At 68.5% G+C, this 20,605-nt stretch carries 17 protein-coding genes and 1 riboswitch; of the genes, 9 read left to right on the plus strand and 8 right to left on the minus strand.

The genetic code is table 11. The features are described 5' to 3' along the window. Window positions 1–99 precede the first annotated feature (99 nt). Window positions 100–954, plus strand: coding sequence for a hypothetical protein (locus tag AC07V5_RS08030; protein ID WP_495115116.1), 855 nt, complete (start codon window positions 100–102; stop codon window positions 952–954). A gap of 69 nt (window positions 955–1,023) precedes the next feature. On the opposite strand, the gene AC07V5_RS08035 is transcribed toward AC07V5_RS08030, so the two are convergent. The 6 genes from AC07V5_RS08035 to AC07V5_RS08060 form a co-directional block, all read right to left on the minus strand. Further along, the gene (locus AC07V5_RS08035; RefSeq protein WP_495115117.1) at window positions 1,024–1,809 is read right to left on the minus strand and encodes an ABC transporter permease; all 786 of its coding nucleotides are present in this window, start codon (window positions 1,807–1,809) and stop codon (window positions 1,024–1,026) included. Next, the gene (locus tag AC07V5_RS08040) at window positions 1,806–3,899 is read right to left on the minus strand and encodes an ATP-binding cassette domain-containing protein (RefSeq protein WP_495115118.1); all 2,094 of its coding nucleotides are present in this window, start codon (window positions 3,897–3,899) and stop codon (window positions 1,806–1,808) included. Before AC07V5_RS08040 ends, AC07V5_RS08035 begins: the two co-directional genes overlap by 4 nt. Before the next feature lie 8 nt (window positions 3,900–3,907). Then, a complete protein-coding gene (locus AC07V5_RS08045) occupies window positions 3,908–4,576 on the minus strand; it encodes a hypothetical protein (protein ID WP_495115119.1) in 669 nt (222 codons plus the stop codon). Continuing rightward, window positions 4,573–5,466 carry an ABC transporter ATP-binding protein gene (locus AC07V5_RS08050; protein WP_495115120.1) on the minus strand — a complete coding sequence of 298 codons (894 nt, stop codon included), beginning with the start codon at window positions 5,464–5,466 and terminating at the stop codon, window positions 4,573–4,575. The genes AC07V5_RS08045 and AC07V5_RS08050 overlap by 4 nt, the downstream gene beginning before the upstream one ends. Further along, window positions 5,463–5,810: a GntR family transcriptional regulator gene (locus AC07V5_RS08055; RefSeq protein ID WP_495115121.1), complete on the minus strand. Its 348-nt coding sequence runs from the start codon at window positions 5,808–5,810 to the stop codon at window positions 5,463–5,465. The genes AC07V5_RS08050 and AC07V5_RS08055 overlap by 4 nt, the downstream gene beginning before the upstream one ends. Before the next feature lie 142 nt (window positions 5,811–5,952). Next, on the minus strand, window positions 5,953–7,155 hold the full coding sequence (locus tag AC07V5_RS08060) for an HD-GYP domain-containing protein (RefSeq protein ID WP_495115122.1): 1,203 nt from the start codon (window positions 7,153–7,155) through the stop codon (window positions 5,953–5,955). A gap of 83 nt (window positions 7,156–7,238) precedes the next feature. Beyond that, a riboswitch (S-adenosyl-L-homocysteine riboswitch) is annotated at window positions 7,239–7,309 on the plus strand. Window positions 7,310–7,329: 20 nt separating this feature from the next. Between AC07V5_RS08060 and metH the strand changes: the two genes are divergently transcribed. Continuing rightward, the gene (gene metH, locus AC07V5_RS08065; protein ID WP_495115123.1) at window positions 7,330–10,047 is read left to right on the plus strand and encodes a methionine synthase; all 2,718 of its coding nucleotides are present in this window, start codon (window positions 7,330–7,332) and stop codon (window positions 10,045–10,047) included. A gap of 112 nt (window positions 10,048–10,159) precedes the next feature. Further along, window positions 10,160–10,732 (plus strand): glycine zipper 2TM domain-containing protein, encoded by a 573-nt coding sequence (locus tag AC07V5_RS08070; protein WP_495115124.1) that lies wholly within the window; start codon window positions 10,160–10,162, stop codon window positions 10,730–10,732. A 27-nt stretch (window positions 10,733–10,759) separates the two neighbouring features. Here the strand turns inward: AC07V5_RS08070 and AC07V5_RS08075 are convergent, their stop codons facing one another. Both AC07V5_RS08075 and AC07V5_RS08080 read right to left on the minus strand, forming a co-directional pair. Continuing rightward, window positions 10,760–11,527, minus strand: a complete 768-nt coding sequence (locus AC07V5_RS08075; RefSeq protein WP_495115125.1) for a glutathione S-transferase C-terminal domain-containing protein — start codon at window positions 11,525–11,527, stop codon at window positions 10,760–10,762. 2 nt (window positions 11,528–11,529) lie between these two features. Then, a complete protein-coding gene (locus tag AC07V5_RS08080; RefSeq protein ID WP_495115126.1) occupies window positions 11,530–13,041 on the minus strand; it encodes a YifB family Mg chelatase-like AAA ATPase in 1,512 nt (503 codons plus the stop codon). A gap of 308 nt (window positions 13,042–13,349) precedes the next feature. Here AC07V5_RS08080 and AC07V5_RS08085 point away from each other — a divergent pair, with 308 nt between their 5' ends. The 6 genes from AC07V5_RS08085 (at window position 13,350) to AC07V5_RS08110 (ending at window position 20,577) form a co-directional block, all read left to right on the plus strand. Further along, complete coding sequence (locus AC07V5_RS08085; protein ID WP_495115127.1) at window positions 13,350–14,081, plus strand: TorF family putative porin; 732 nt, start codon at window positions 13,350–13,352, stop codon at window positions 14,079–14,081. Between the two features lie 18 nt (window positions 14,082–14,099). Further along, window positions 14,100–14,438, plus strand: coding sequence for a P-II family nitrogen regulator (gene glnK / locus AC07V5_RS08090; RefSeq protein ID WP_056192325.1), 339 nt, complete (start codon window positions 14,100–14,102; stop codon window positions 14,436–14,438). A gap of 37 nt (window positions 14,439–14,475) precedes the next feature. Beyond that, the gene (gene amt / locus AC07V5_RS08095; protein WP_495115128.1) at window positions 14,476–16,002 is read left to right on the plus strand and encodes an ammonium transporter; all 1,527 of its coding nucleotides are present in this window, start codon (window positions 14,476–14,478) and stop codon (window positions 16,000–16,002) included. Between the two features lie 100 nt (window positions 16,003–16,102). Further along, window positions 16,103–17,236 carry a GGDEF domain-containing protein gene (locus AC07V5_RS08100; RefSeq protein ID WP_495115129.1) on the plus strand — a complete coding sequence of 378 codons (1,134 nt, stop codon included), beginning with the start codon at window positions 16,103–16,105 and terminating at the stop codon, window positions 17,234–17,236. A gap of 55 nt (window positions 17,237–17,291) precedes the next feature. Beyond that, window positions 17,292–18,557 carry a glutamate--cysteine ligase gene (gene gshA / locus AC07V5_RS08105; RefSeq protein ID WP_495115130.1) on the plus strand — a complete coding sequence of 422 codons (1,266 nt, stop codon included), beginning with the start codon at window positions 17,292–17,294 and terminating at the stop codon, window positions 18,555–18,557. 172 nt (window positions 18,558–18,729) lie between these two features. After that, a complete protein-coding gene (locus tag AC07V5_RS08110; RefSeq protein WP_495115131.1) occupies window positions 18,730–20,577 on the plus strand; it encodes a potassium transporter Kup in 1,848 nt (615 codons plus the stop codon). Window positions 20,578–20,605: the final 28 nt, after the last annotated feature.

A 20,605-nucleotide genomic window follows, 5' to 3' on the forward strand; every position in this document is an offset into this window, starting at 1 on the left:
GCATCTCGGCCGGGAAGGAAGTCTCCGCAGCGATCGTTGTACTCAGTGAAAGGGCCGGAATGGCTGGCTCTTCCGAAACAACCATCCCGGAGATCCATCATGTTTGCAACCCGTCGCACCGTCCGCACCACCCTCAGCGCCGTCGCCATCGCTGCCGGCCTCATCGCTGCCAACGCCCACGCCGCCGGCCTGCTCGGCGGTGGTGCCGGGGGTGGCCTCACCGGCGGCCTGACCGGCGCGCTGTCGCCCCGCTCGCTCAACGTCACCGGCGCAGCCAACGGCAACGCCAACGGTTCGGCCAACGCCGACGGCTCGCTGCTGAAGGGCACGGTCGACAAGACCAAGGGCCAGGTCGGCGACGTCAAGCAAGGCGTGACCGACAAGGCCGGCGATGCCAAGACCGCCGTGCAAGGCAAGGTCGATGACGTGAAGACCACCGCCACCGGCAAGCTGGTCGATGTGAAGTCCACGGCTGGCGACACGGTGGGCAACGTGAAGACCACGGGCCAGGGCCTGAAGGACCAGGTCGGCTCCACAGCCGCCAGCGGCTCGGGCAGCGCAGACGGCAGCGTGACCGGCGCCTTGAGCGGCACGGCCAACGGCATCAACGGCAACCTGGCCGGCCAGGGCAGCGGCGCGCTGAACGGTGCGTTGAACCAGGGCACCACGCCCGCCGCCACCGCGCCGGCCACCCCCGCAGCGCCCGCCGCTCCCGCCACGCCGACCGCGACGGCACCTGCCACGCCAGTCGCTGCCGCAACGCCCACCACTACCACCACGCCGGCCACCCCCGCTGCTCCGGCGACGGCCAGCAACAAGGGCCTGACCAGTGGCGCCACCGCCCAGGCGGCCGGCCGCAATGGCCAGGCCTCGGGCAGCGCCTCCGCCAAGGCCTCGCGCGCCGACCGCTCGGTGGCGCTGGACGCCTCGGCCAGCGGTTCGGCCCAGCGTTGATCGGGTTCTTGTGACAGTCATCGGGCGGCCTGCGGGCCGCCCTTTTGCTGCGGTGAGCGTTGGGCGAAGTCAGCCGCGCCGCTTCAGGCGATGCATCGCAATGCCGCTGCACAGCACCGTGAAGCCCAGCAGCACGGCGAAGGCCATCTCCGGCCCGATGTAGCGGAACTTGGTCACGTCGCCCGCGGCGAAGACGAGCTGGTTGAGGTGGAACTGCGGCCAGAACGGGGCCTGGAAGTACATGGACTTGGGCAGCGGGAAGAACACGCCCGACAGGTAGAGCCCCGGCAGATACAGCAGGTGGGCGTAGGCCGGCGCGGCGGTGCCGCTGGCCAGCGCGCCCACCATCAGCCCCAGTGCGCAGAACGGGATGGCGCCGGCCACGAGCACGGCGCTCATGGCGGCGAGCTGGCCGGCGCTCAACATGGCCTGGCCGCTGACGGCCGTGACGACGAGGATGGGCAGGTAGGCGATCAGGCCCGTCACGACGCCGGCCACGATCTTGGCCGTCAGCCAGGCGCCGGGCGGCGCGGGTTGGGCGCGCTTGAGGGTCAGCAGGCCCAGCTCGCGCTCCATGGCGATGGACGGGCAGGTGGCGAACACGGCGGCCATGGTCACGGCCATCAGCGAGAAGCCGGCAAACATGAAGCGGGCGGCGTCGGGGTCCTTGGCCGTCATCTCGCCGGCCACCGCGAAGGCGAACAGCAGATACAGAGCCACCGGCAGCACGAACATCGGCAGCGCGAAGGCCGGCTGGCGCAGCAGGCGCAGGAGTTCGAGACGGATCTCGACCGCGTAGGGAGACGCCGCGCGCTTCGGCGCCGGGAGGTCCAGGGAGTGGGCAAGAGTGGTCATGCGGCCTCCTGTGTGAGGGCGTTGAATGCATCGTTGAGCCCCGCCTGGCGGACTTCCAGGCGCGAGAGCTGGGGGTCGGCGGCGAGCAGGCGGCGCACGACGCCTTCGGCATCGGTGGCGACGATGGCGAGCTGGTCGTGGTCGCAGGACACGTCCACCACGCCCGGCCACTGGCGCACATCGCCCGGCACCAAGGCGGTCTCGCAGCGGATGTGGCGGCGCGACACCAGCGCACGCATCTCGTCCACGCTGCCGGAGGCGATGACGCGGCCCTTGCCGAGCACCGCCACGCGCGTCGCCAGTGCCTCGGCCTCCTCGAGGTAGTGCGTCGTCAGCAGGATGGAGCAGCCCTCGCGCAGCAGCGCGCGGATGTTGGCCCACATGACCTCGCGGGCCTGGATGTCGAGGCCGACGGTGGGTTCGTCCAGGAACAGCACCTTGGGCCGCCCGCAGATGGCGATGGCGAACTGCACCTGCCGCTTCTGGCCGCCGGAGAGCTTGCCGTAGGACCGGCTCGCCAGCGCCGTGATGCCGGCGCGCGCCAGCGTGTCCTTCACGCTCAGCGGATGTGCGTAGTAGCTGGCCGACAGGGCGACCAGCTCATGGACCTTCAAGTCCTTGGGGAGCTCGACGTCCTGCATCATGACGCCCAGGCCTTGCCGTCGCGCGATCTCCTGCGGCGAGCCGCCGAGCAGCTTCACGATGCCGGCGTCCGCGTCGTGCAGGCCCAGCCACAGCGAGATGGCGGTGGACTTGCCGGCACCGTTGGGGCCCAGCAGCGCGAGCAGTTCGCCGCGCTTCAACTGCAGGTCAACGCTGCTCAGCGCCTCCAGCTTGCCGTAGCGCTTGGACACGCCGCACAGCGAGGCGACGACGTCATCGGTCGCCGGCTCCTCGACGCTGGCCGCCACGGCATGGCGCGGGTAGGCCTTGCCGTTGAGGACCTTGCCGATGACGGTGGAGCGCACGAGGTAGTGATAGCTCAGCAGCAGGATCGCCAGGCTGGCCAGCACGACGAAGGGGAACTTCACGCCCCAGTGCAGTGGCCAGTCGCCCACCCAGACCTGCAGCGCGCACACCAGCGGCAGGTGGGCGAGGTAGATCCAGTAGGACGCATCCGAGACGTAGCGGCGCACGGCGCTGTGGCCCGACAGGAAGCGCAGCGCCGCGCCGGTGACCGCGAAGCTCCAGGCCCAGGCGGAGGCGACGAAGGCCAGCGCGAAGATCAGTTTGGGTTGGTCGGGCATGCCGAAGATGGGCTGGGTCTTCAGCACGACCAGGCAGACGGCCGACGACGCCACGGCCAGCGCCAGATGCGGCAGCCAGCGTGCACGCAGCGCCGCCAGCGCACCCGGTGCGCGATGCACCAGCCAGCCGAAGGCGAAGGCCGTGCCGAAACCCACCGTGGCGGGCAGCTGCGGGATGAGCGACTGATCCGGCGTGGGGATGCCGGCCCAGGGCATCCACATCGGCAGCGACAGCAAGCTCGCCGCCAGTGGCAGGCCCAGCACCAGCGCACCGGCGGGCCAGCGCAGGGCGCCGGTCACGACGCGGTCCACCAGGCCGCGCAGCACCTGGCCCCGGTCCAGCGCGGCTATTGCCGCGCGCACCACCAGCGCGCCGGCGTACAGCCACAGCAACTGGTACAGGAACCAGAGGTGGAACAGCGGCAGCGCGCCGAAGGTCTTGGGCATTTCCGGCGGCGCGGGCGGCGCGCCGTTGAACACTTTCTGCATGCCCAGCCCCCACACGAAGATGATGGCCGGGAAGAGCAGCAGCCAGCCCACCACCAGCGGCACGGCGATGCGCTTGCCGCGGTTGGCCCAGAAGCCGGCAGTGCCGTGCTTCTGGTGCAGCAGCCGCGCGAAGTAGCCCGCGATGAAGAAGAACAGCGTCATGCGGAAGCTGTGCGCCACGAAGCTCGCGTCGGCCAGGAAGGCGCTCGGCGAGTTGTCGTTCATCGCCCACAGGCCGGGCGGCATGCCGGGGATGAAGGACAGCATCGCGTGGAAGGCAACGCCCAGCAAAAGGGCAAAGCTCCGCACTGCGTCGAGGGCGTGCAGCCTCTCGCCGTTGGGTTGGGAAGTCATGAGCGCTCCTAGATGAAATCGCGCCGCCGCGCGGCGATGAGCAGGGGCAGGGACAGGGCAAGAAGCGTCGCGGCCAGTTCCGCGGCGAGGAGCAGCCAGAACGCGGCGTTCCAGACTGGGGTGGCGGCGAGCATGTACTGCCCCACCTCGGGAATGCGGCCCACGCCCATCATGAAGAGCGAGACCGACATGTTCGTGAGGATGATCAACCCGCCCATGGCAGCCTCGGAGGCGATGTGCAGCGCACCGCACAGCACCAGCGCAAAGTTCAGCAGCAGGAAGACGCACAGCAGCACGGCATAGGGCAGCAGGCCGTCCGCGATGCCAGGCATGACGAGGATGAGCGCCAGCGCGCCGCCGCTGAGTGCGGCCCACGGCAGCAGGAAGCAGGCGAGCAGGCCCAGCAGCTTGGCGCGCACGTAGTCGCCGGGCGACAGCGGCAGGCTGAGCATGAAGAGCAGCGAGCGCTCCTTGCGTTCCTGGGCGACGCCGAACAGCGCGAGCATCACGCCGAGCGCGATGACAGCGGTCAGCCAGACGATGAAGCCGATGTTGAAGCCCACGTCGCCGGAGGTCGCGCTCAACAGGCCCGCGAAGCCCGCGGCGGTGGCGCCGACCAGCAGCCAGCGGTAGACATAGAGCTCCTTGGCGATGAGCTTGCGTGTGAGCAGGTTCATGGCCGTGCCTCCCTGCTGTGCATGACGGTGGCGACGAACACCTCCTCCAGGCTCATGCGGTAAACGTCCTGCACCGGCGCGCCGAGGCGGGCGACGAAGTCTTCGCTGAAACCGTCGACCGTCAGCGTGATGTTGGGGCCGTCGATGTCGCGGTGGACGATCTCCGGCCAGTGCGAGGCAGGCCAATCGGGTGCGCCCTCCGGCAACCGCAGCCGCAGCGTGCGCCAGCGTTCGAGGAAGTCTTCCTTGTTGTTCGACGCGACGACGCGGCCGCGGTCGATGAAGGTGATGCGGTCGGAGATGCGCTCCACGTCCACCGTGTTGTGGGACGAGAACAGGATGGAGCGGCTGTCGTCGCGCAGCACGTCCATGAACTCGGTCAGCAGCTCTTGCCGGGCGACCGGGTCCATCCCCGACGTGGGCTCGTCCAGCACCAGCAGGCGAGGGCGCCGCGCCAGGGCCAGCAGCAGCAGGGCCTTGGCCTGCTCGCCGGTGGACAGGCTCTTGGCCATCTGCCCCGCGTGCAGGCCGAAGCGCTTCAACAGCGTGGCGGCATAGGCCGCGTCCCAGCTTGGGTAGATGGACGCGACGAAGTCCATGTGCCAGGCCAGCGTGGCCTGCGGCAGCAGCTTCATGTCGTCGCTGACGAAGCCCACGTCGGCCTTGGCGGCGGCCTGGCTGCGAGGGATGTCGTGGCCCAGCAGGCGGATGCTGCCGGCGTCGGCCGTCAGCATGCCCATCAGCAGCCGGATGGTGGTGCTCTTGCCGGCGCCGTTGGGGCCGACGAGGCCCATGATCTGGCCGTGCTCGAGGTCGAGGGACACGTCTTCCAGCGTGAAGAAGCGGAACGCCTTGCGCACGCCGTTCATTTCAATGGCCTTGGCGCTCATTGGTCGGCCTCCTGGTGTTGCAGCGCGCTGCGCAGTCGTTCGATGAGTTCGGGTTCAGGCATGACGAGGGAGCGAGCGATCTCGCTGGCGGCGGCGAGGTGGGTGTCGAGCTGGGCCAGGCGCATGTCCTTGGCCAGGCCTTGCGCGTCGGCCACGAAGGAGCCTTTGCCGTGGCGGGTGACGATGACGCCTTCGGATTCCAGGTCCAGGTAGGCGCGCTTCACGGTGATGACGCTGACCCGCAGGTCCGCCGCCAACGCCCGGATGGACGGCAGCTCCTGCCCGGCCGGCCAGTCCCCGGCGGCGACGCGCTGGCGGATCTGCTCGACGATCTGCAGATACATCGGCCGGGCGTCCGTCTGGGAGATGAAAAGACTGCTGTGCATAATGTGTATACACAGAATATATGCACAGTTCGGCAAACGCAAGTGCCGAATGAAAAGAGCGGCCCGTGGGCCGCTCTTGCTGGGTGACGTCAGGGCGCGCTCAGAGCTTGAGCAGCGCTTCCAGGTTCACACGCAGCTTCAGCTCCGCCGGCGCCAGGCTGGCCGCGATGGCCTGCGAGGCCAGCCGCGTGTCGCGCGGCACGGGGTTGCTCAAGGGGCTGCCGCTCTTGCCGATCAGCGCGGCCACCAGCGGCTCGTTGGCGCTGAAGCCACGCTTGAAGACGATGCCGATCTCGCCGTTGGCCAGCCGCACGATGCTGCCCGGCGGGTAGAGGCCGACGGTCTTGATGAGGGCCGCGCCGGCTTCGTCGGGCTGCTGGTGTTCGTCGAGAAAGACGGCGCGCGCCGCGGCGGCACCGCTCAGGGCCTGGCGGCTGCGGCGGGGCGACAGGCGCGCACCGAAGAGGTCGATGCGGCGCAGCAGGCGTGCCAGCCGCTCGCCGTCGCCGCGGCTTGCCAGCGGGCCGGGCCCGGCTTCGTGGTGAAGGCGCACGGCCGTCAGCCAGGCCTCGTCGGTGACGCCGACCTGGGCGAGCTTGGCCGCCGCACGGTCGCCATGGGCGGCCAGGGCCTGGCGCTGCGCGGGTGTGGCGGTGTCGACCTGGTTGGCCAGGCGATCATGCGCGGCGCCGGCGCCGTAGTTCATCGTCAGCGCGGCGCCCTGCAGGGCCTCGCGCAGCGCGGGCGGCAGCTGCAGTTGTTGGGCGACGAGGTCGGCCAGCAGCAGCGTCAGCAGCGCGTGGCGGGCGCTGTAGTCGCCGAACTCCTGGCTGCTCTCGAACACCAGCAGCATCAGCGTTGCGTCGGGGTGGGCGTGCAGGCGCTTCAGCGCGGCGTCGCGCAGGGTAACGAGGCGGCCGGTGAAGTCCACCGGATCGGCCTCGCGCAGCAGGCCGTGGGTGTGCAGCAGCAGGTCAGACCAGGCCTCGCGCGGGCCTTGTTCCACCTTGGCCGGCACCAGCGAGTCCAGCCGGAAGGCGCCGTCGGCCTTGGCGATGTCGGACAGCGGCACGTCCTGCATGACCATGGTGTCCAGCCGGTGGGCCAGCGCGCGCTGGTATTCCATCGTGTCGGCGGAGTTCACCCAGGCGCCGCCGTCGACGAGGCTGCGCACCAGTGGGGAGTCGCGCAGCACCTGGCCGCGCGCGAACAGCAGCTTGCCGCTGGCGTCGAAGAGGTCGTAGGGCAGTGTCATGCCCAGCCGCAGCGTGCGGGTGGGCAGAGGGATGAGTTCAGAGGCCATGGATCAGGGCATTCTCATGGGCCTTCGGCTTAAGCGAGCCGTTCTTGAGCTACGGCGAAGGGGCGGCTGCGTAGAATTCCCGCCCATCCGAGGAGCGCTGCGACGGGTTTTCTTGCCTGCCAGGCTCGGATTTCTGAAACGGCGCTCATCGATCTTCCGCCTGAGATGCCATCGATGACCACCCCCCCTTCGCCTCCCGCGCTCAAGCTCTCCGGCCTGGAACCTGTTGCCATCGACTCCAGCAGCCTGTTCGTCAACATCGGCGAGCGCACCAACGTCACCGGCTCCAAGGCCTTCGCCCGCATGATCCTCGCGGGCCAGTTCGAGCAGGCGCTGGCCGTGGCGCGCCAGCAGGTGGAGAACGGCGCGCAGGTCATCGACATCAACATGGACGAGGCCATGCTGGACAGCCAGGCGGCCATGGTGCGCTTCCTGAACCTGATCGCCGGCGAGCCCGAGATCGCCCGTGTGCCGATCATGATCGACTCGTCCAAGTGGAGCGTCATCGAGGCCGGCCTGAAGTGCATCCAGGGCAAGGGCATCGTCAACTCCATCTCGCTGAAGGAAGGCGAGGCCGAGTTCAAGCGCCAGGCCAAGCTGGTGAAGCGCTTCGGCGCGGCCGCGGTCGTGATGGCCTTCGATGAGAAAGGCCAGGCCGACACCTTCGCGCGCAAGAAGGAGATCTGCGAGCGGGCCTACCGCTTCCTCGTGGACGAGGTGGATTTCCCGCCCGAGGACATCATCTTCGACCCCAACATCTTCGCCATCGCCACGGGCATCGAGGAGCACGACAACTACGCCGTGGACTTCATCGAGGCCACGCGCTGGATCAAGCAGAACCTGCCCGGCGCCAAGGTGTCGGGCGGTGTGAGCAACGTGTCCTTCAGCTTCCGCGGCAACGAGCCGGTGCGCGAGGCCATCCACACCGTGTTCCTGTACCACGCCATCCAGGCGGGCATGGACATGGGCATCGTCAACGCCGGCATGGTGGGCGTGTACGACGACCTCGACGCCGAGCTGCGCGAGCGCGTGGAAGACGTGGTGCTGAACCGCCGGGCTGATGCCGGTGAGCGTTTGATCGAGATCGCCGACCGCGCCAAGAGCGCCGGCAAGGACGACTCCGCCCGCCTGGCCTGGCGCGCGGGCGACGTGAACCAGCGGCTGTCGCACGCGCTGGTGCACGGCATCACCGACTTCATCACCGAGGACACCGAGGAGGCCTGGGTTGCCATCTCCGCGGGCGGCGGCCGCCCGCTGCACGTCATCGAAGGCCCGCTGATGGCCGGCATGAACGTCGTCGGCGACCTGTTCGGCCAGGGCAAGATGTTCCTGCCGCAGGTGGTGAAGAGCGCCCGCGTGATGAAGCAGGCCGTGGCCCACCTGCTGCCCTACATCGAGGAAGAAAAGCGCCTGCTGATCGAAGGCGGCGGCGACGCCAAGCCCAAGGGCAAGATCGTCATCGCCACCGTCAAGGGCGATGTGCACGACATCGGCAAGAACATCGTCACGGTGGTCTTGCAGTGCAACAACTACGAGGTCGTCAACATGGGCGTCATGGTGCCGGCCCAGGACATCCTTCGCAAAGCCAAGGAAGAGGGCGCGGACATCATTGGCCTGTCGGGCCTGATCACGCCGAGCCTCGAGGAGATGCAGCACGTCGCGGCCGAGATGCAGCGCGACGACTACTTCGCCTCGCGCCGCATGCCGCTGCTGATCGGCGGCGCGACGACCAGCCGCGTGCACACGGCCGTCAAGATCTCGCCGCACTACGAGGGGCCGGTCGTCTACGTGCCCGATGCGTCGCGCGCCGTGGGCGTGTGCACGGAGCTGCTCAGCGACGACCGCGCCGCGGCCTACATCGCCGAGCTGAAGGTCGACATCGAGAAGACCCGCCAACTGCATGCCAACAAGAAGCAGACGCCGCTGGTGACGCTGGCGCAGGCCCGCGCCAACAAGGCGGTGCTGGACCTGAGCCGCGTCGCCCCCGCGCCGAAGTTCATCGGCCGGCGCGTGCTGAAGAACCTCGACCTGGCCGAGCTGGCGCGGTACATCGACTGGGCGCCGTACTTCCAGACCTGGGACCTGGCCGGGCCTTATCCCGCCATCCTCGATGACGCCGTCGTCGGTGCCGAGGCGCGCAAGGTGTTTGCCGACGCGCAGGCGATGCTGAAGAAGATCATCGACGGCCGCTGGCTGCAGGCTCATGCCGTCTTCGGGCTCTACCCCGCCGCACGCGTGGACGAGGACGACATCGCGCTCTATGCCGACGAGAGCCGCGCCGCGCCGCTGATGACCTGGCACGGCCTGCGCATGCAGAGCGAGCGTCCGGTGGTGGAGGGTGTGAAGCGGCCCAACCGCTGCCTGTCCGATTTCGTGGCCGAGCGTGGCGACCACGTCGGCATGTTCGCGGTGACCGCGGGCCTGGGTGTCGACAAGAAGGAAGCCGACTTCCTGGCCACCCACGACGACTACTCGGCCATCATGCTCAAGGCCCTGGCCGACCGCCTGGCCGAGGCCGCCGCCGAATGGCTGCACGAGCGCGTGCGCCGCGAGTTCTGGGGCTATGCGGCGGCTGAGGGCTTGTCCAACGCCGAACTCATCGCCGAGAAGTACGCCGGCGTCCGCCCCGCGCCCGGCTATCCGGCCTGCCCGGATCACCTGTCCAAGCGCGACCTCTTCCGCGTGCTGGCACCCGAGGAGATCGGCATGGGCCTGACCGACAGCATGGCCATGACGCCGGCTGCCAGCGTCAGCGGCTTCTACCTGGCCCACCCCGACGCGGCCTATTTCAACGTCGGCCGCATCGGCGACGACCAACTCGCCGACTGGGCCGCGCGCTGCGGCCTGGGCGATGCCGACGCCCGGCGGGCCCTGGCCCCGTTGCTCGGCTGATACGCCCCGTCGATCGCGGCGGGCCAGATGTAACTGAAGCGGCCTTGTCCTACAGGGCAGGCCGCGGCGTAGCGGCATCCTTTCAACATCGTTCAAACACACCGGAGTCTCCATGTCGACCCCCACACTTCCCGTCAAGTCCACCCAGATCGTCGCCGGCGTTGCCGTCGTGCTGGCATTGCTGGGTGGCGCCTACGCGGTGGGCCGTTCGGGCGGCAGCAACGAACCGGTTGCCGCAGCAGCGCAGCCGGCCGCCGCGCAGGACACGCGCCAGCCGCAGCGCCTGGCCGCCGCGGACCCCGTTCGTGAGGCCCGCCCCGCGCCCGTCGTGGAGCAAAGCCAGCCGGCCTTGTGCCAGAGCTGCGGCCGCGTGACCGACGTGCACACCGAATCCCGCCACGGCAAGGCCAGCGGCGTGGGCGCGGTGGGCGGCGCCGTGGTTGGCGGCCTGCTGGGCAACATGGTGGGCGGCGGCAATGGCCGCAAGCTGGCCACGGTGGCCGGTGCTGTCGGTGGCGGCTATGCCGGCAACGAGATCGAGAAGAACCAGAAGACCTACAACGTCTGGGTCATCCAGGTGCAGGAGCGCGACGGCCGCACGCGCCGCTTTGAACGCAATGCTGACCCCGGCCTGCGTGTCGGCGACGAAGTCCGCCTCACCGAGAACGGCTTCGTGCGCTCCTGAGCCTTCGGCTTGGATCTCGCGGCCAGCTCACCTGGCCATGAGGGGCGGCGTCCAGTAGCGCTGCCAGATGCGGTCGTGATAGGCCAGCACATGGGGCTGACCCCGCACGAAGTCCTTCACCGGGCTCTCGAAGGGGTGGCGGACCAGCGCATGGATCGCGCCGAAGACCGTGGCGTCGGTGGCGCAGGGTTCCGTGCCGAACAGGTAGGGCCCCGGCTGCAGCAGCGTCGCCAGCGCTTGGCAGGCCTTCAGCCCCAGTTGCACGACCTCGTCGTAGGAATGCCGTGCCACGCCCTGGTACCAGGCTTGCCGGGCGAGCTGCCGGCGGGCCTGGGCGATGGCCAGTGGCCCCACCAGCGGCACCAGCGGGCGTTGCCACCGCGGCACGCTGCGGCGCGCGTAGTCCAGCAGCAGCGGCTTGTAGAGCTCGACATTGCTGGGCACGCACCAGCGCAGGTAGAGGCAGAGGAAGTAGAGCCGATCCTCGACCAGTGCAGCCACGGCCGCGGCCTGAGCCTGCTGCACCGGGGTCAGCGCCTGATTGCTCAGCGCGCGGTCGTCGCGCTGCTGCAGGTGCTCGATGATGAAGTCCGAGTCCGGCACGACGACCCCATCGATTTCGGCCACCGGCAGCTTGGCCTTCGGCATGTTCTGCTTGGCCCCCGTGCGGGTTTCGTAGGGGATGGCAGACATCCTCAGCCAGGTCTCCAACTTCACGACGAACGGGCTGATGTCCGGCGAGATCTCGTCCGCCGGGAAGCCGTATTTGTAGACGATGACTTGATGGACTTGCATGGCTAAGAGGCCATGGGCAGGCCGCGTCGCAGTTGGATGGCTTCGGCCACGTGAGGCGCTGCGATCTGGTCGGCGCCGGCCAGGTCCGCCACCGTGCGCGCCACGCGCAGCACGCGGTGAAAACTGCGGGCAGACCAGCCCAGCTTCTCCGCCGAGCGGTCCAGCAAGGCCTTGGCCGCAGGCTCCAGCACGGCGTGGGCGGCCAGATCCTGGGCTTGCAGCAATGCGTTCGACACGCCCTGCCGCGCAATGGCACGCGCCCGCGCTGCAGCCACTCGGGCGGCAACCACGGCTGTGCTTTCGCCGGGCGCTAGATCCTGCAGCTCGCGCGGCGGGATCACCGGTACTTCGATGAGCAAGTCCAACCGATCGAGGAAGGGGCCGCTGAGCCGGCCCTGGTAGCGCGCCACCTGGTCGGGCGAGCAGCGGCAGGCCTTGAGCGGATTGCCGAGGTGGCCGCAAGGGCAGGGGTTCATCGCCGCAACCAGTTGGAAGCGTGCGGGGAACTCGGCCTGGCGCGCGGCGCGGGAGATGAGGATGCGGCCGGTCTCCAGCGGTTCGCGCAGGGCCTCCAGCGCGGCACGCGGGAACTCGGGAAGTTCGTCCAGGAACAGCACGCCGTGCTGCGCCAACGAGATTTCTCCCGGCCGCGGCGGCGAGCCCCCGCCCACCAGCGCCACGCTGGACGCCGAGTGATGAGGCGAGCGCACGGGCCGTTGCCCCCAGCGCGCAATGTCGAACTGGCCGGCCAGGCTGAGCACGGCGGCGGACTCCAGCGCGGCTTCGTCATCCAGCGGCGGCAGCAGCCCGGCCAGGCGCTGGGCCAGCATGGACTTGCCAGTTCCCGGTGGGCCCGCCATCAGCAGTGAATGCCCGCCCGCCGCGGCGATCTCCAGCGCGCGCTTGGGGCCGGCCTGGCCCTTGATGTCGGCCAGGTCGGGCAGGCCGGCCTGGCGCTCACGTGGCAGGGCCGCTGCGCGGGGCAGGGCCTCGCCGTCGGGCTGCAGCGCGGCCACGACATCGAGCAGATGTCTGGCCTGGCGCACCACGAGGCCATCGACGAGTGCCGCCTCGGCCGCGCTGGCTTCAGGCAGCAGCAACTCGCGCTGGTTGCCGTCCTGGCGCAGCGCCAGTGCCATCGCGAGTGCGCCGCGCACCGCGCGCAGTTCACCCGCCAGCGACAGCTCGCCCGCGCATTCGAAACGGGCCAGCCTGGCCGCGTCGATCTGGCCATTGGCGGCGAGCAGCCCCAGGGCCATGGGCAAATCGAAGCGCCCGCCTTCCTTGGGCAGGTCGGCCGGGGCCAGGTTGACCGTGATCCTCTTGTTCGTTGGAAACGAAAGCCCGCTGTTCTGCAGCGCCGCGCGCACGCGCTCGCGGGCCTCCTTGACCTCGGTGTCCGCCAGGCCCACGACCGTGAACGACGGCAGGCCGTTGGCGAGGTGGACTTCCACCGTGACCTGCGCGGCGGCGAGGCCGTCGAGGGCACGGCTGTGGACGGTGGCGAGGCTCATTCAGCGGGTCAATGGTCGGGAGGGTAGAGGGCCGGGTGGCCAGCACGAAGCTTGTGCACTCAGGGCTCCCTGGGGTGGCGGGTCAGTCTAGCCGCCGGCCCCGCCGAGGTCGGCCGGGAGCATTACCCGACGAATGCACATCGTTGGTGCGGTTCTATGCACAAAATTGATTCAAATTGGTGCATTGGTGCGACTTGCGGGCATCTGCATCCCAGATTCGTGCGAGTGACCACCGTGTGACGCTTGGCACGGAAGCTGCAAATACCTGCCGGACTGCTTTCCCCCCAACTTGAAATAGGAGCTCCGCCATGAAGTTGTCCCCTTCGCTGCTCGCTTTGGCACTGTCCGCGGCGCTGCCGGCTTTCGCTGCCGATGAACCGGCACCGGCCGACCCGCTGTCGTTCAACGTCGGCGTCGTCAGCGAATACCGCTACCGCGGCATCTCCCAATCGCGCCTGAAGCCGGCACTGCAAGGCGGCATCGACTACGCGGCGCCGAACGGCTTCTACGTCGGTACCTGGGCTTCGACGATCAAGTGGATCAAGGACGCCGGTGGCGACTCCGAAGTCGAGATCGACGTCTACGGCGGCTACAAGACCGAGATCTCCCCGGGCCTGACGCTGGACGTCGGCGTGCTGCAGTACCTGTACCCGAGCAACAAGCTCAACCCCAGTGCCAACACGCTGGAGATCTACGGCGCGCTGACCTACGGCCCGGTGACGGCCAAGTACTCGCACGGCACCACCAACCTGTTCGGCTTTGCCGACAGCAAGGGCAGCAGCTATTTCGACGTGACGGCCAACTTCGACCTCGGTGACGGCATGACCCTGTCGCCCCACGTCGGCCACCAGACCGTCAAGCACAACTCCGCCGCTTCCTACACCGACTACTCGCTGACGCTGGCCAAGGACTTCTCCGGCCTGGTCGTGAGCGGCGGCGTCATCGGCACGGACGCCAACAAGACGGCCTATGCCAGCCCGGCCAACGGCAAGTTCATGGGCAAGACGATGCTGGTCGTCGGCCTGAAGAAGACCTTCTAAGAAGCACTGGAGTTCGACATGAAACTGATCACTGCCGTCATCAAGCCGTTCAAGCTCGACGAGGTGCGTGAGGCCCTGAGCGCCATTGGCGTTCAAGGGCTGACGGTCACCGAAGTCAAGGGCTTCGGCCGCCAGAAGGGCCACACCGAGTTGTACCGTGGCGCCGAATACGTCGTGGACTTCCTGCCCAAGGTCAAGATCGAGGCGGCAGTGAACGACGACGTCGTCGAGCGCGTCATCGAGGCCATCGAGTCCTCCGCCCGCACCGGCAAGATCGGTGACGGCAAGATTTTCGTGTCGCCGCTGGATCAGGTCGTTCGCATCCGCACCGGCGAAACCGGCAACGACGCGCTCTGAAGCGCGCGTCCATAACAACCGTTTGGAGAAACCTCAAATGAAGAAACTCCTTGCCGGCCTCGCGCTTGCCGCCGGCCTGCTGGCGCCAGCCGCCTGGGCTCAGGACCCGGCCGCCTCGGCGCCCGCCGCCGCCGTAGCCACCGCCGCCGCGCCCGCCGCTTCCACGGCCGATGCCGCTCCTGCCGCCGCGGCCTCCGCCCCGGCCGATGCGGCCTCGGCTCCGGCCGCCGTGCCCAACAAGGGCGACACCGCCTGGATGCTGTTGTCCACGCTGCTCGTCATCATGATGACGGTGCCTGGCCTGGCGCTGTTCTACGGTGGCCTGGTGCGCAGCAAGAACATGCTGTCGGTGCTGATGCAGGTCATGGTCGGCTTCTCGCTGATCGTCGTGCTGTGGGTGCTGTACGGTTACAGCTTCGCGTTCACCGAGGGCAATGCTTTCATCGGTGGCACGGATCGCCTCTTCATGAAAGGCATCTGGGACAACGTGGCAGGCACCTTCGCCACCGGCGGCACCTTCAGCAAGGGTGTGCCGATGTATGAGATGGTGTTCGCCGCCTTCCAGGCCACCTTCGCCGGCATCACCGCCTGCCTGATCATTGGCGCCTTCGCCGAACGCATCAAGTTCTCGGCGGCCCTGGCCTTCCTGACACTGTGGTTCACGTTCAGCTACCTGCCGATCGCCCACATGGTCTGGTTCTGGATGGGCCCGGACGCCTACTCCGCCAAGGAAGTGGCTGACGCGATGAACGCCAAGGCCGGCTACATCTGGCAGATGGGTGCGCTGGACTTCGCTGGCGGCACGGTGGTGCACATCAACGCCGCCGTTGCGGGCCTGGTGGGTGCCTTCATGATCGGCAAGCGCGTCGGCTACGGCAAGGAGCAGTTCACGCCGCACAGCCTGACGCTGACCATGGTCGGTGCCTCGCTGCTGTGGGTGGGCTGGTTCGGCTTCAACGCCGGCTCCGCACTGGAAGCCAACGGCTTCGCAGCTCTGGCCTTCATCAACACCTTCGCTGCCACGGCTGCCGCCGTGCTGGCCTGGTGCGTGGGTGAAGCGCTGCTGAAGGGCAAGGCCTCGATGCTGGGTGCTGCCTCGGGTGCCGTCGCCGGCCTCGTCGCCATCACGCCGGCCGCCGGCAACGTCGGTATCGGTGGCGGTCTCGTCATCGGCATCGTCGCCGGCTTCGCCTGCCTGTGGGGTGTGTCGGGCCTGAAGAAGCTGCTGGGTGCGGACGACTCGCTGGACGTCTTCGGCGTGCACGGTGTCGGCGGTATCGTCGGCGCGCTGCTGACCGGCGTGTTCGCCTCGCCCAACCTGGGTGGCCCCAGCGCCATGGGTGACTGGGTCACGGCGACCATGATCACGCCCGCAGACTTCTCCATCGGCGCGCAGTTCCTGATCCAGGCCAAGGCCGTCGGCATCACCATCGTCTGGTCGGGTGTCGTCTCGCTGATCGCCTACAAGCTGGTCGACCTGACCATCGGCCTGCGCGTGACCGAAGAGGAAGAACGCGAAGGTCTGGACATCTCGTCGCACGGCGAGACCGCGTACCACAAGTGATCTCGAGGGCTGGCCCCGCGCCGGCCCTTGTTCACACCGAGCCGCCCTCCGGGGCGGCTTTTCTTTTTGGCGCGCTGACCGGCCGTTATGCTGCCGCGCCATGGATGTGATCACCCTGCTTGTGGCGGTGCTGGTCAATGCGCTGCTGATGAGCCTGGCGCTGGTCGTCGGCGTCGGTATCCGCACCCGCAGCGGCCTGCAGGCCTGGCAGTTCATGCTGCTCGGCCAGGCGATCGGGTTCGGCCTGCTGATCGGCGCGACGTTCGGCGCGCCGCGCCTGCTGGCGACGCTGGGCGTCATGGCGCTGAGCGGGTCGGCCTCCGCCATGGTGCTGACGGTCTGCCGCTTCCTCGGGCTGGCGGTGCCGAGCCGCTGGTTGTGGGCCGTGCCGCTCGCGCTGGGCGGCGTGCATGCCGCCGTCTTCAGCGACCTGGGCGTGGCGACCGGCCTGACCAACCTGACCATCGGTGCCCAGGTCATCTGGGCGAGCGTGCTGCTGTTGCGGGGCGTGGGCCAGGTGCGCTGGCGTTGGCTGTGCGGCGTGGCGGCCCTGGCCAATGGCGTGCTGACTCTGGCCCGCGGCTGCCTGGTGCTGGGCTGGCCGGAGATCTACCCGCGCTTCCTGGCGCCCAACGCGCTCAACTTCAGCTCGATGATGCTGCTCAACGCCAGCCTGGTGCTGGGCACCATGGGCTTTCTGCTGGCGCACCGCGACGCGGCCGAGCAGGCGCTGGTGCGGCTGGCGTCGCTGGACATGCTGACCGGCCTGCTGAACCGCCGCGAGTGGATGAACCGCGCCGGCCAGGCGCTGGGGATCAGCGCCAACGCGGACACCGCTGCCGTGCTGCTGATGCTGGACCTGGATCACTTCAAGCGCATCAACGACGAACGCGGCCACCCGGCCGGCGACGAGGTGCTCAAGCTCACCGGCGAGGTGCTGCGCGGCGAGCTGCGCGCCAGCGACCTGGTTGGCCGCTATGGCGGCGAGGAGTTCTGCCTGCTGCTGCGCCACTGCGAGCCCGAGGCCTTCCGGCGCCTGGACTCGCGCCTGCACATGGCGCTGACGCGGCGCTGCGAGACCAGCCTGGGCTTCGTGGTCGATTTCAGCGCCGGCGCCGTGCGGGTGCAGCCGGGCGAGGCGCTGGCCACGGCCATCAAGCGCGCCGACGACGAGCTCTACCGGGCCAAGCACGCCGGGCGCGGGCGCACCGTTTGCGCGCAAGGCGTCTTGTGAACCGGCCGGCCGGCCCCACGTGACCTGCCCTTTGCGAGTTTGAGATCATTCGGCCATGGTTCCCCATCTGATCACCGCCCTGAACGGGCCCATCAACGAGCTGGAGGCTCGCATCCTGGAATCGATGCCAGCGACCGAGCGCTGGTTCCGGCTCGAATGGATGGAGCACACGCCGACCTTCTACGCGTCGGTGGACCTGCGCAACGCCGGCTTCAAGCTCGCCCCCGTCGACACCAACCTCTTCCCCGGCGGCTTCAACCACCTCACGCCGCAGATGCTGCCCCAGGCCGTGCAGGCGGCCATGGCGGCCATCGAGAAAATCTGCCCCGAGGCGCGCAACCTGCTCGTCATCCCCGAGACGGGCGCGCGCTGCAGCTTCTACCTGGACAACCTCGCCACGCTGGCGCGCATCTTCACGCAGGCCGGCCTGAACGTTCGCTTCGGCACGCTGGACACGGCCATCACCGAGCCCACCGAGCTCACGATCGCCAACGGCAGCAGCATCACCATCGAGCCCCTGGTGCGCAAGCGCGGCCGGCTGATGCTCAAGGGCTTCGACCCCTGCACCATCCTGCTCAACAACGACCTCTCGGCCGGCACGCCGCCGCAGCTGATGGGCCTGCACGAGCAATACCTGCTGCCGCCGCTGCACGCCGGCTGGACGGTGCGGCGCAAGAGCCAGCACTTCCGCGCCTACGAGGAAGTGGCCAAGCGCTTCGGCAAGCTGCTGGGCATGGACCCCTGGCTGATCACGCCGATGTTCCAGAGCGTCGACCTGCACGGCAAGAAGGGGCTGGATGCGCTGCAGACGGCTGCCGACGCCCAGCTCACCAAGGTGCGCCGCAAGTACAAGGAATACGGCATCAACGAGAAGCCCTTCGTCATCATCAAGAGCGACGTGGGCAGCTACGGCAAGGGCGTGCTGACGGTGCGCGACGCCAAGGACATCGAGACGCTGGCCTCCCGCCTGCCGGAGAACCTGGGCCAGGAGGTCATCGTGCAGGAGGGCGTGCCCACGCACGAGCGCGTGCACGAGGCCGTGGCCGAGCCGGTCGTCTACACGATGGACCGCTACGTCGTCGGCGGCTTCTACCGCGTGCACGCCCACCGCGGCATCGATGAGAACCTGAACGCCCCCGGCGCCAGCTACGTGCCGCTGGCCTTTGCCGACTCACCGCACCTGCCCCGCCCGGGCGAGAAGCCAGGCGCGAGCGCGCCCAACCGCTTCTACATGTACGGCGTCATCGGGCGTCTGGCGATGCTGGCGGCCAGCTACGAGCTGGAGGCCACCGACCCTCAGGCGGAGGCCGAAGCCGCCTGAGCGGCGCAATACGCTGCTGTCCCTGAGGCGTCAAGCCTCGCTTACGTGATTTTGTTGCACTGCACAAAACACCAAAAGCGAGCGCAGAATCCCCACTTTCGAACAAACGCCACCCCAAGCCGGTGGTCTTCGCGCAGTGAGTTCTTCTCAAGCGGCTCGCAGCCCTTCGGCGATGGCGGGCCTCACGCTCGGTGCTCTCGGGGTGGTTTACGGCGACATCGGTACCAGCCCGTTGTACGCCCTCAAAGAAGTCTTCCACGGCGGCCATGTCGCCCCAACGCCGGACAACATCCTCGGCGTGCTCTCCCTGCTCTTCTGGACGATGACCGTCATCGTCTCGGTCAAGTACGTGCTGCTCATCCTGCGGGCCGACAACAACGGCGAGGGCGGGCTCATCGCCATGCTGGCGCTGGCCACCAACGCCGTGAACGACAAGCCGCCGCTGCGCCGCACGCTGATGCTGGTGGGCCTGTTCGGCACGGCCATCTTCTTCGGCGACGCCGTCATCACGCCGGCCATGACGGTGCTGGGCGCCGTTGAGGGCATCGACGTCTACGAGCCGCAGCTGCACGACGCCATCCTGCCGCTGACGCTGATCGTCATGACGGGCCTGTTCGCCGTGCAGCGCTTCGGCACCGGCGGCATCGGCAAGGCCTTCGGGCCGGTCATGCTGCTGTGGTTCGTGGTGCTGGCCGCGCTGGGCCTGCCGCACATCCTTGACAACCCGCATGTGCTGGCCGCCGTCAACCCGATCTACGCGCTGCATTTCTGCCTGGAGTACCGCTGGGTGGCCTTCGTCGCCCTGGGCGCCGTCGTCCTCGTCGTGACCGGTGGCGAAGCCCTCTACGCCGACCTCGGCCACTTCAGCAAGAAGCCCATCCGCATCGCCTGGTACGGCGTCGTCATGCCGGCCCTGGTCATCAACTACTTCGGCCAGGGCGCCATGCTGCTGGACAACCCCAGCGGCGTGAAGAACCCGTTCTTCCTGCTCGCGCCGGCCTGGGCCGAGATCCCGCTGTTCCTGCTGGCCACGGCCGCGGCCATCGTCGCGTCCCAGGCCCTCATCACGGCGGCCTTCTCGGTCACCAAGCAGGCCATCCAGCTGGGCATCCTGCCGCGGCTGCGCATCCTGCACACCAGCGTGCGCGACATCGGCCAGATCTACGTGCCCTTCGTCAACTGGGGCCTGTATGCCCTGGTCATCGTCGCCGTCGTCTTCTTCGGCTCGTCGACCAAGCTGGCCGGCGCCTATGGCGTGGCCGTCACCATCGACATGACGATCACGACGGTGATGACCTTCTTCGTCATCCGCTACGGCTGGAAATACCCGCTGGCGCTGTGCATCGCCGCCACCGGCATCTTCTTCGTCATCGACGTGACCTTCCTGGCGTCCAACCTGCTCAAGGTGGCCGCGGGCGGTTGGTTCCCGCTGCTGATCGGCGTTGGCATGTTCACGCTGATGCTGACCTGGAAGCAGGGCCGCAAGCAGCTGTCCGACAAGCTGCGCGAGGACGCCATCGAGCTGGATGCCTTCCTGGAGGCCGTCTTCATCAACCCGCCCACGCGTGTGGCCGGCACGGCCGTCTTCCTGTCGGCCGAGAAGGGCTCCACGCCCAACGCGCTGCTGCACAACCTCAAGCACAACAAGGTGCTGCACGAGCAGAACGTCTTCGTCACCGTCAAGCATCACGAGGTGCCCTGGGTCGCCGCCGAGAAGCGCTGTGACGTCGAGGCCCTGGGCAACCACTGCTGGCAGGTCGGCCTGCACTTCGGCTTCAAGAACGAGCCTGACGTGCCTGAGGCGCTGGAGCTGCTGAAGAAGCACGGCGTGCAGCTGGACGAGATGGAGACCAGCTACTTCCTCAGCCGCGACATCGTCATCCCGACCATCGGCTCGGGCATGGCGCTGTGGCGCGAGAAGCTCTTCGCCAGCATGCACCGCAACGCGGCCGCCGCGGCCGACTTCCTGCACCTGCCCACCAACCGCATCGTCGAGCTGGGCAGCAAGGTCGAAATCTGAGCCTGGCCGCCCCCGCCCAGCCCGAGCG

Source organism: Roseateles sp. GW821-FHT02E12 (assembly GCF_059421665.1).

Excerpts from the sequence above, each read along its gene's own strand:
- AC07V5_RS08030 (WP_495115116.1), top strand. The coding sequence starts at position 100 with ATGTTTGCAACCCGTCGCACCGTCCGCACCACCCTCAGCGCCGTCGCC.
- AC07V5_RS08035 (WP_495115117.1), bottom strand. The coding sequence starts at position 1,809 with ATGACCACTCTTGCCCACTCCCTGGACCTCCCGGCGCCGAAGCGCGCG.
- AC07V5_RS08040 (WP_495115118.1), bottom strand. The coding sequence starts at position 3,899 with ATGACTTCCCAACCCAACGGCGAGAGGCTGCACGCCCTCGACGCAGTG.
- AC07V5_RS08045 (WP_495115119.1), bottom strand. The coding sequence starts at position 4,576 with ATGAACCTGCTCACACGCAAGCTCATCGCCAAGGAGCTCTATGTCTAC.
- AC07V5_RS08050 (WP_495115120.1), bottom strand. The coding sequence starts at position 5,466 with ATGAGCGCCAAGGCCATTGAAATGAACGGCGTGCGCAAGGCGTTCCGC.
- AC07V5_RS08055 (WP_495115121.1), bottom strand. The coding sequence starts at position 5,810 with ATGTATCTGCAGATCGTCGAGCAGATCCGCCAGCGCGTCGCCGCCGGG.
- AC07V5_RS08060 (WP_495115122.1), bottom strand. The coding sequence starts at position 7,155 with ATGGCCTCTGAACTCATCCCTCTGCCCACCCGCACGCTGCGGCTGGGC.
- metH (WP_495115123.1), top strand. The coding sequence starts at position 7,330 with ATGACCACCCCCCCTTCGCCTCCCGCGCTCAAGCTCTCCGGCCTGGAA.
- AC07V5_RS08070 (WP_495115124.1), top strand. The coding sequence starts at position 10,160 with ATGTCGACCCCCACACTTCCCGTCAAGTCCACCCAGATCGTCGCCGGC.
- AC07V5_RS08075 (WP_495115125.1), bottom strand. The coding sequence starts at position 11,527 with ATGCAAGTCCATCAAGTCATCGTCTACAAATACGGCTTCCCGGCGGAC.
- AC07V5_RS08080 (WP_495115126.1), bottom strand. The coding sequence starts at position 13,041 with ATGAGCCTCGCCACCGTCCACAGCCGTGCCCTCGACGGCCTCGCCGCC.
- AC07V5_RS08085 (WP_495115127.1), top strand. The coding sequence starts at position 13,350 with ATGAAGTTGTCCCCTTCGCTGCTCGCTTTGGCACTGTCCGCGGCGCTG.
- glnK (WP_056192325.1), top strand. The coding sequence starts at position 14,100 with ATGAAACTGATCACTGCCGTCATCAAGCCGTTCAAGCTCGACGAGGTG.
- amt (WP_495115128.1), top strand. The coding sequence starts at position 14,476 with ATGAAGAAACTCCTTGCCGGCCTCGCGCTTGCCGCCGGCCTGCTGGCG.
- AC07V5_RS08100 (WP_495115129.1), top strand. The coding sequence starts at position 16,103 with ATGGATGTGATCACCCTGCTTGTGGCGGTGCTGGTCAATGCGCTGCTG.
- gshA (WP_495115130.1), top strand. The coding sequence starts at position 17,292 with ATGGTTCCCCATCTGATCACCGCCCTGAACGGGCCCATCAACGAGCTG.
- AC07V5_RS08110 (WP_495115131.1), top strand. The coding sequence starts at position 18,730 with ATGGCGGGCCTCACGCTCGGTGCTCTCGGGGTGGTTTACGGCGACATC.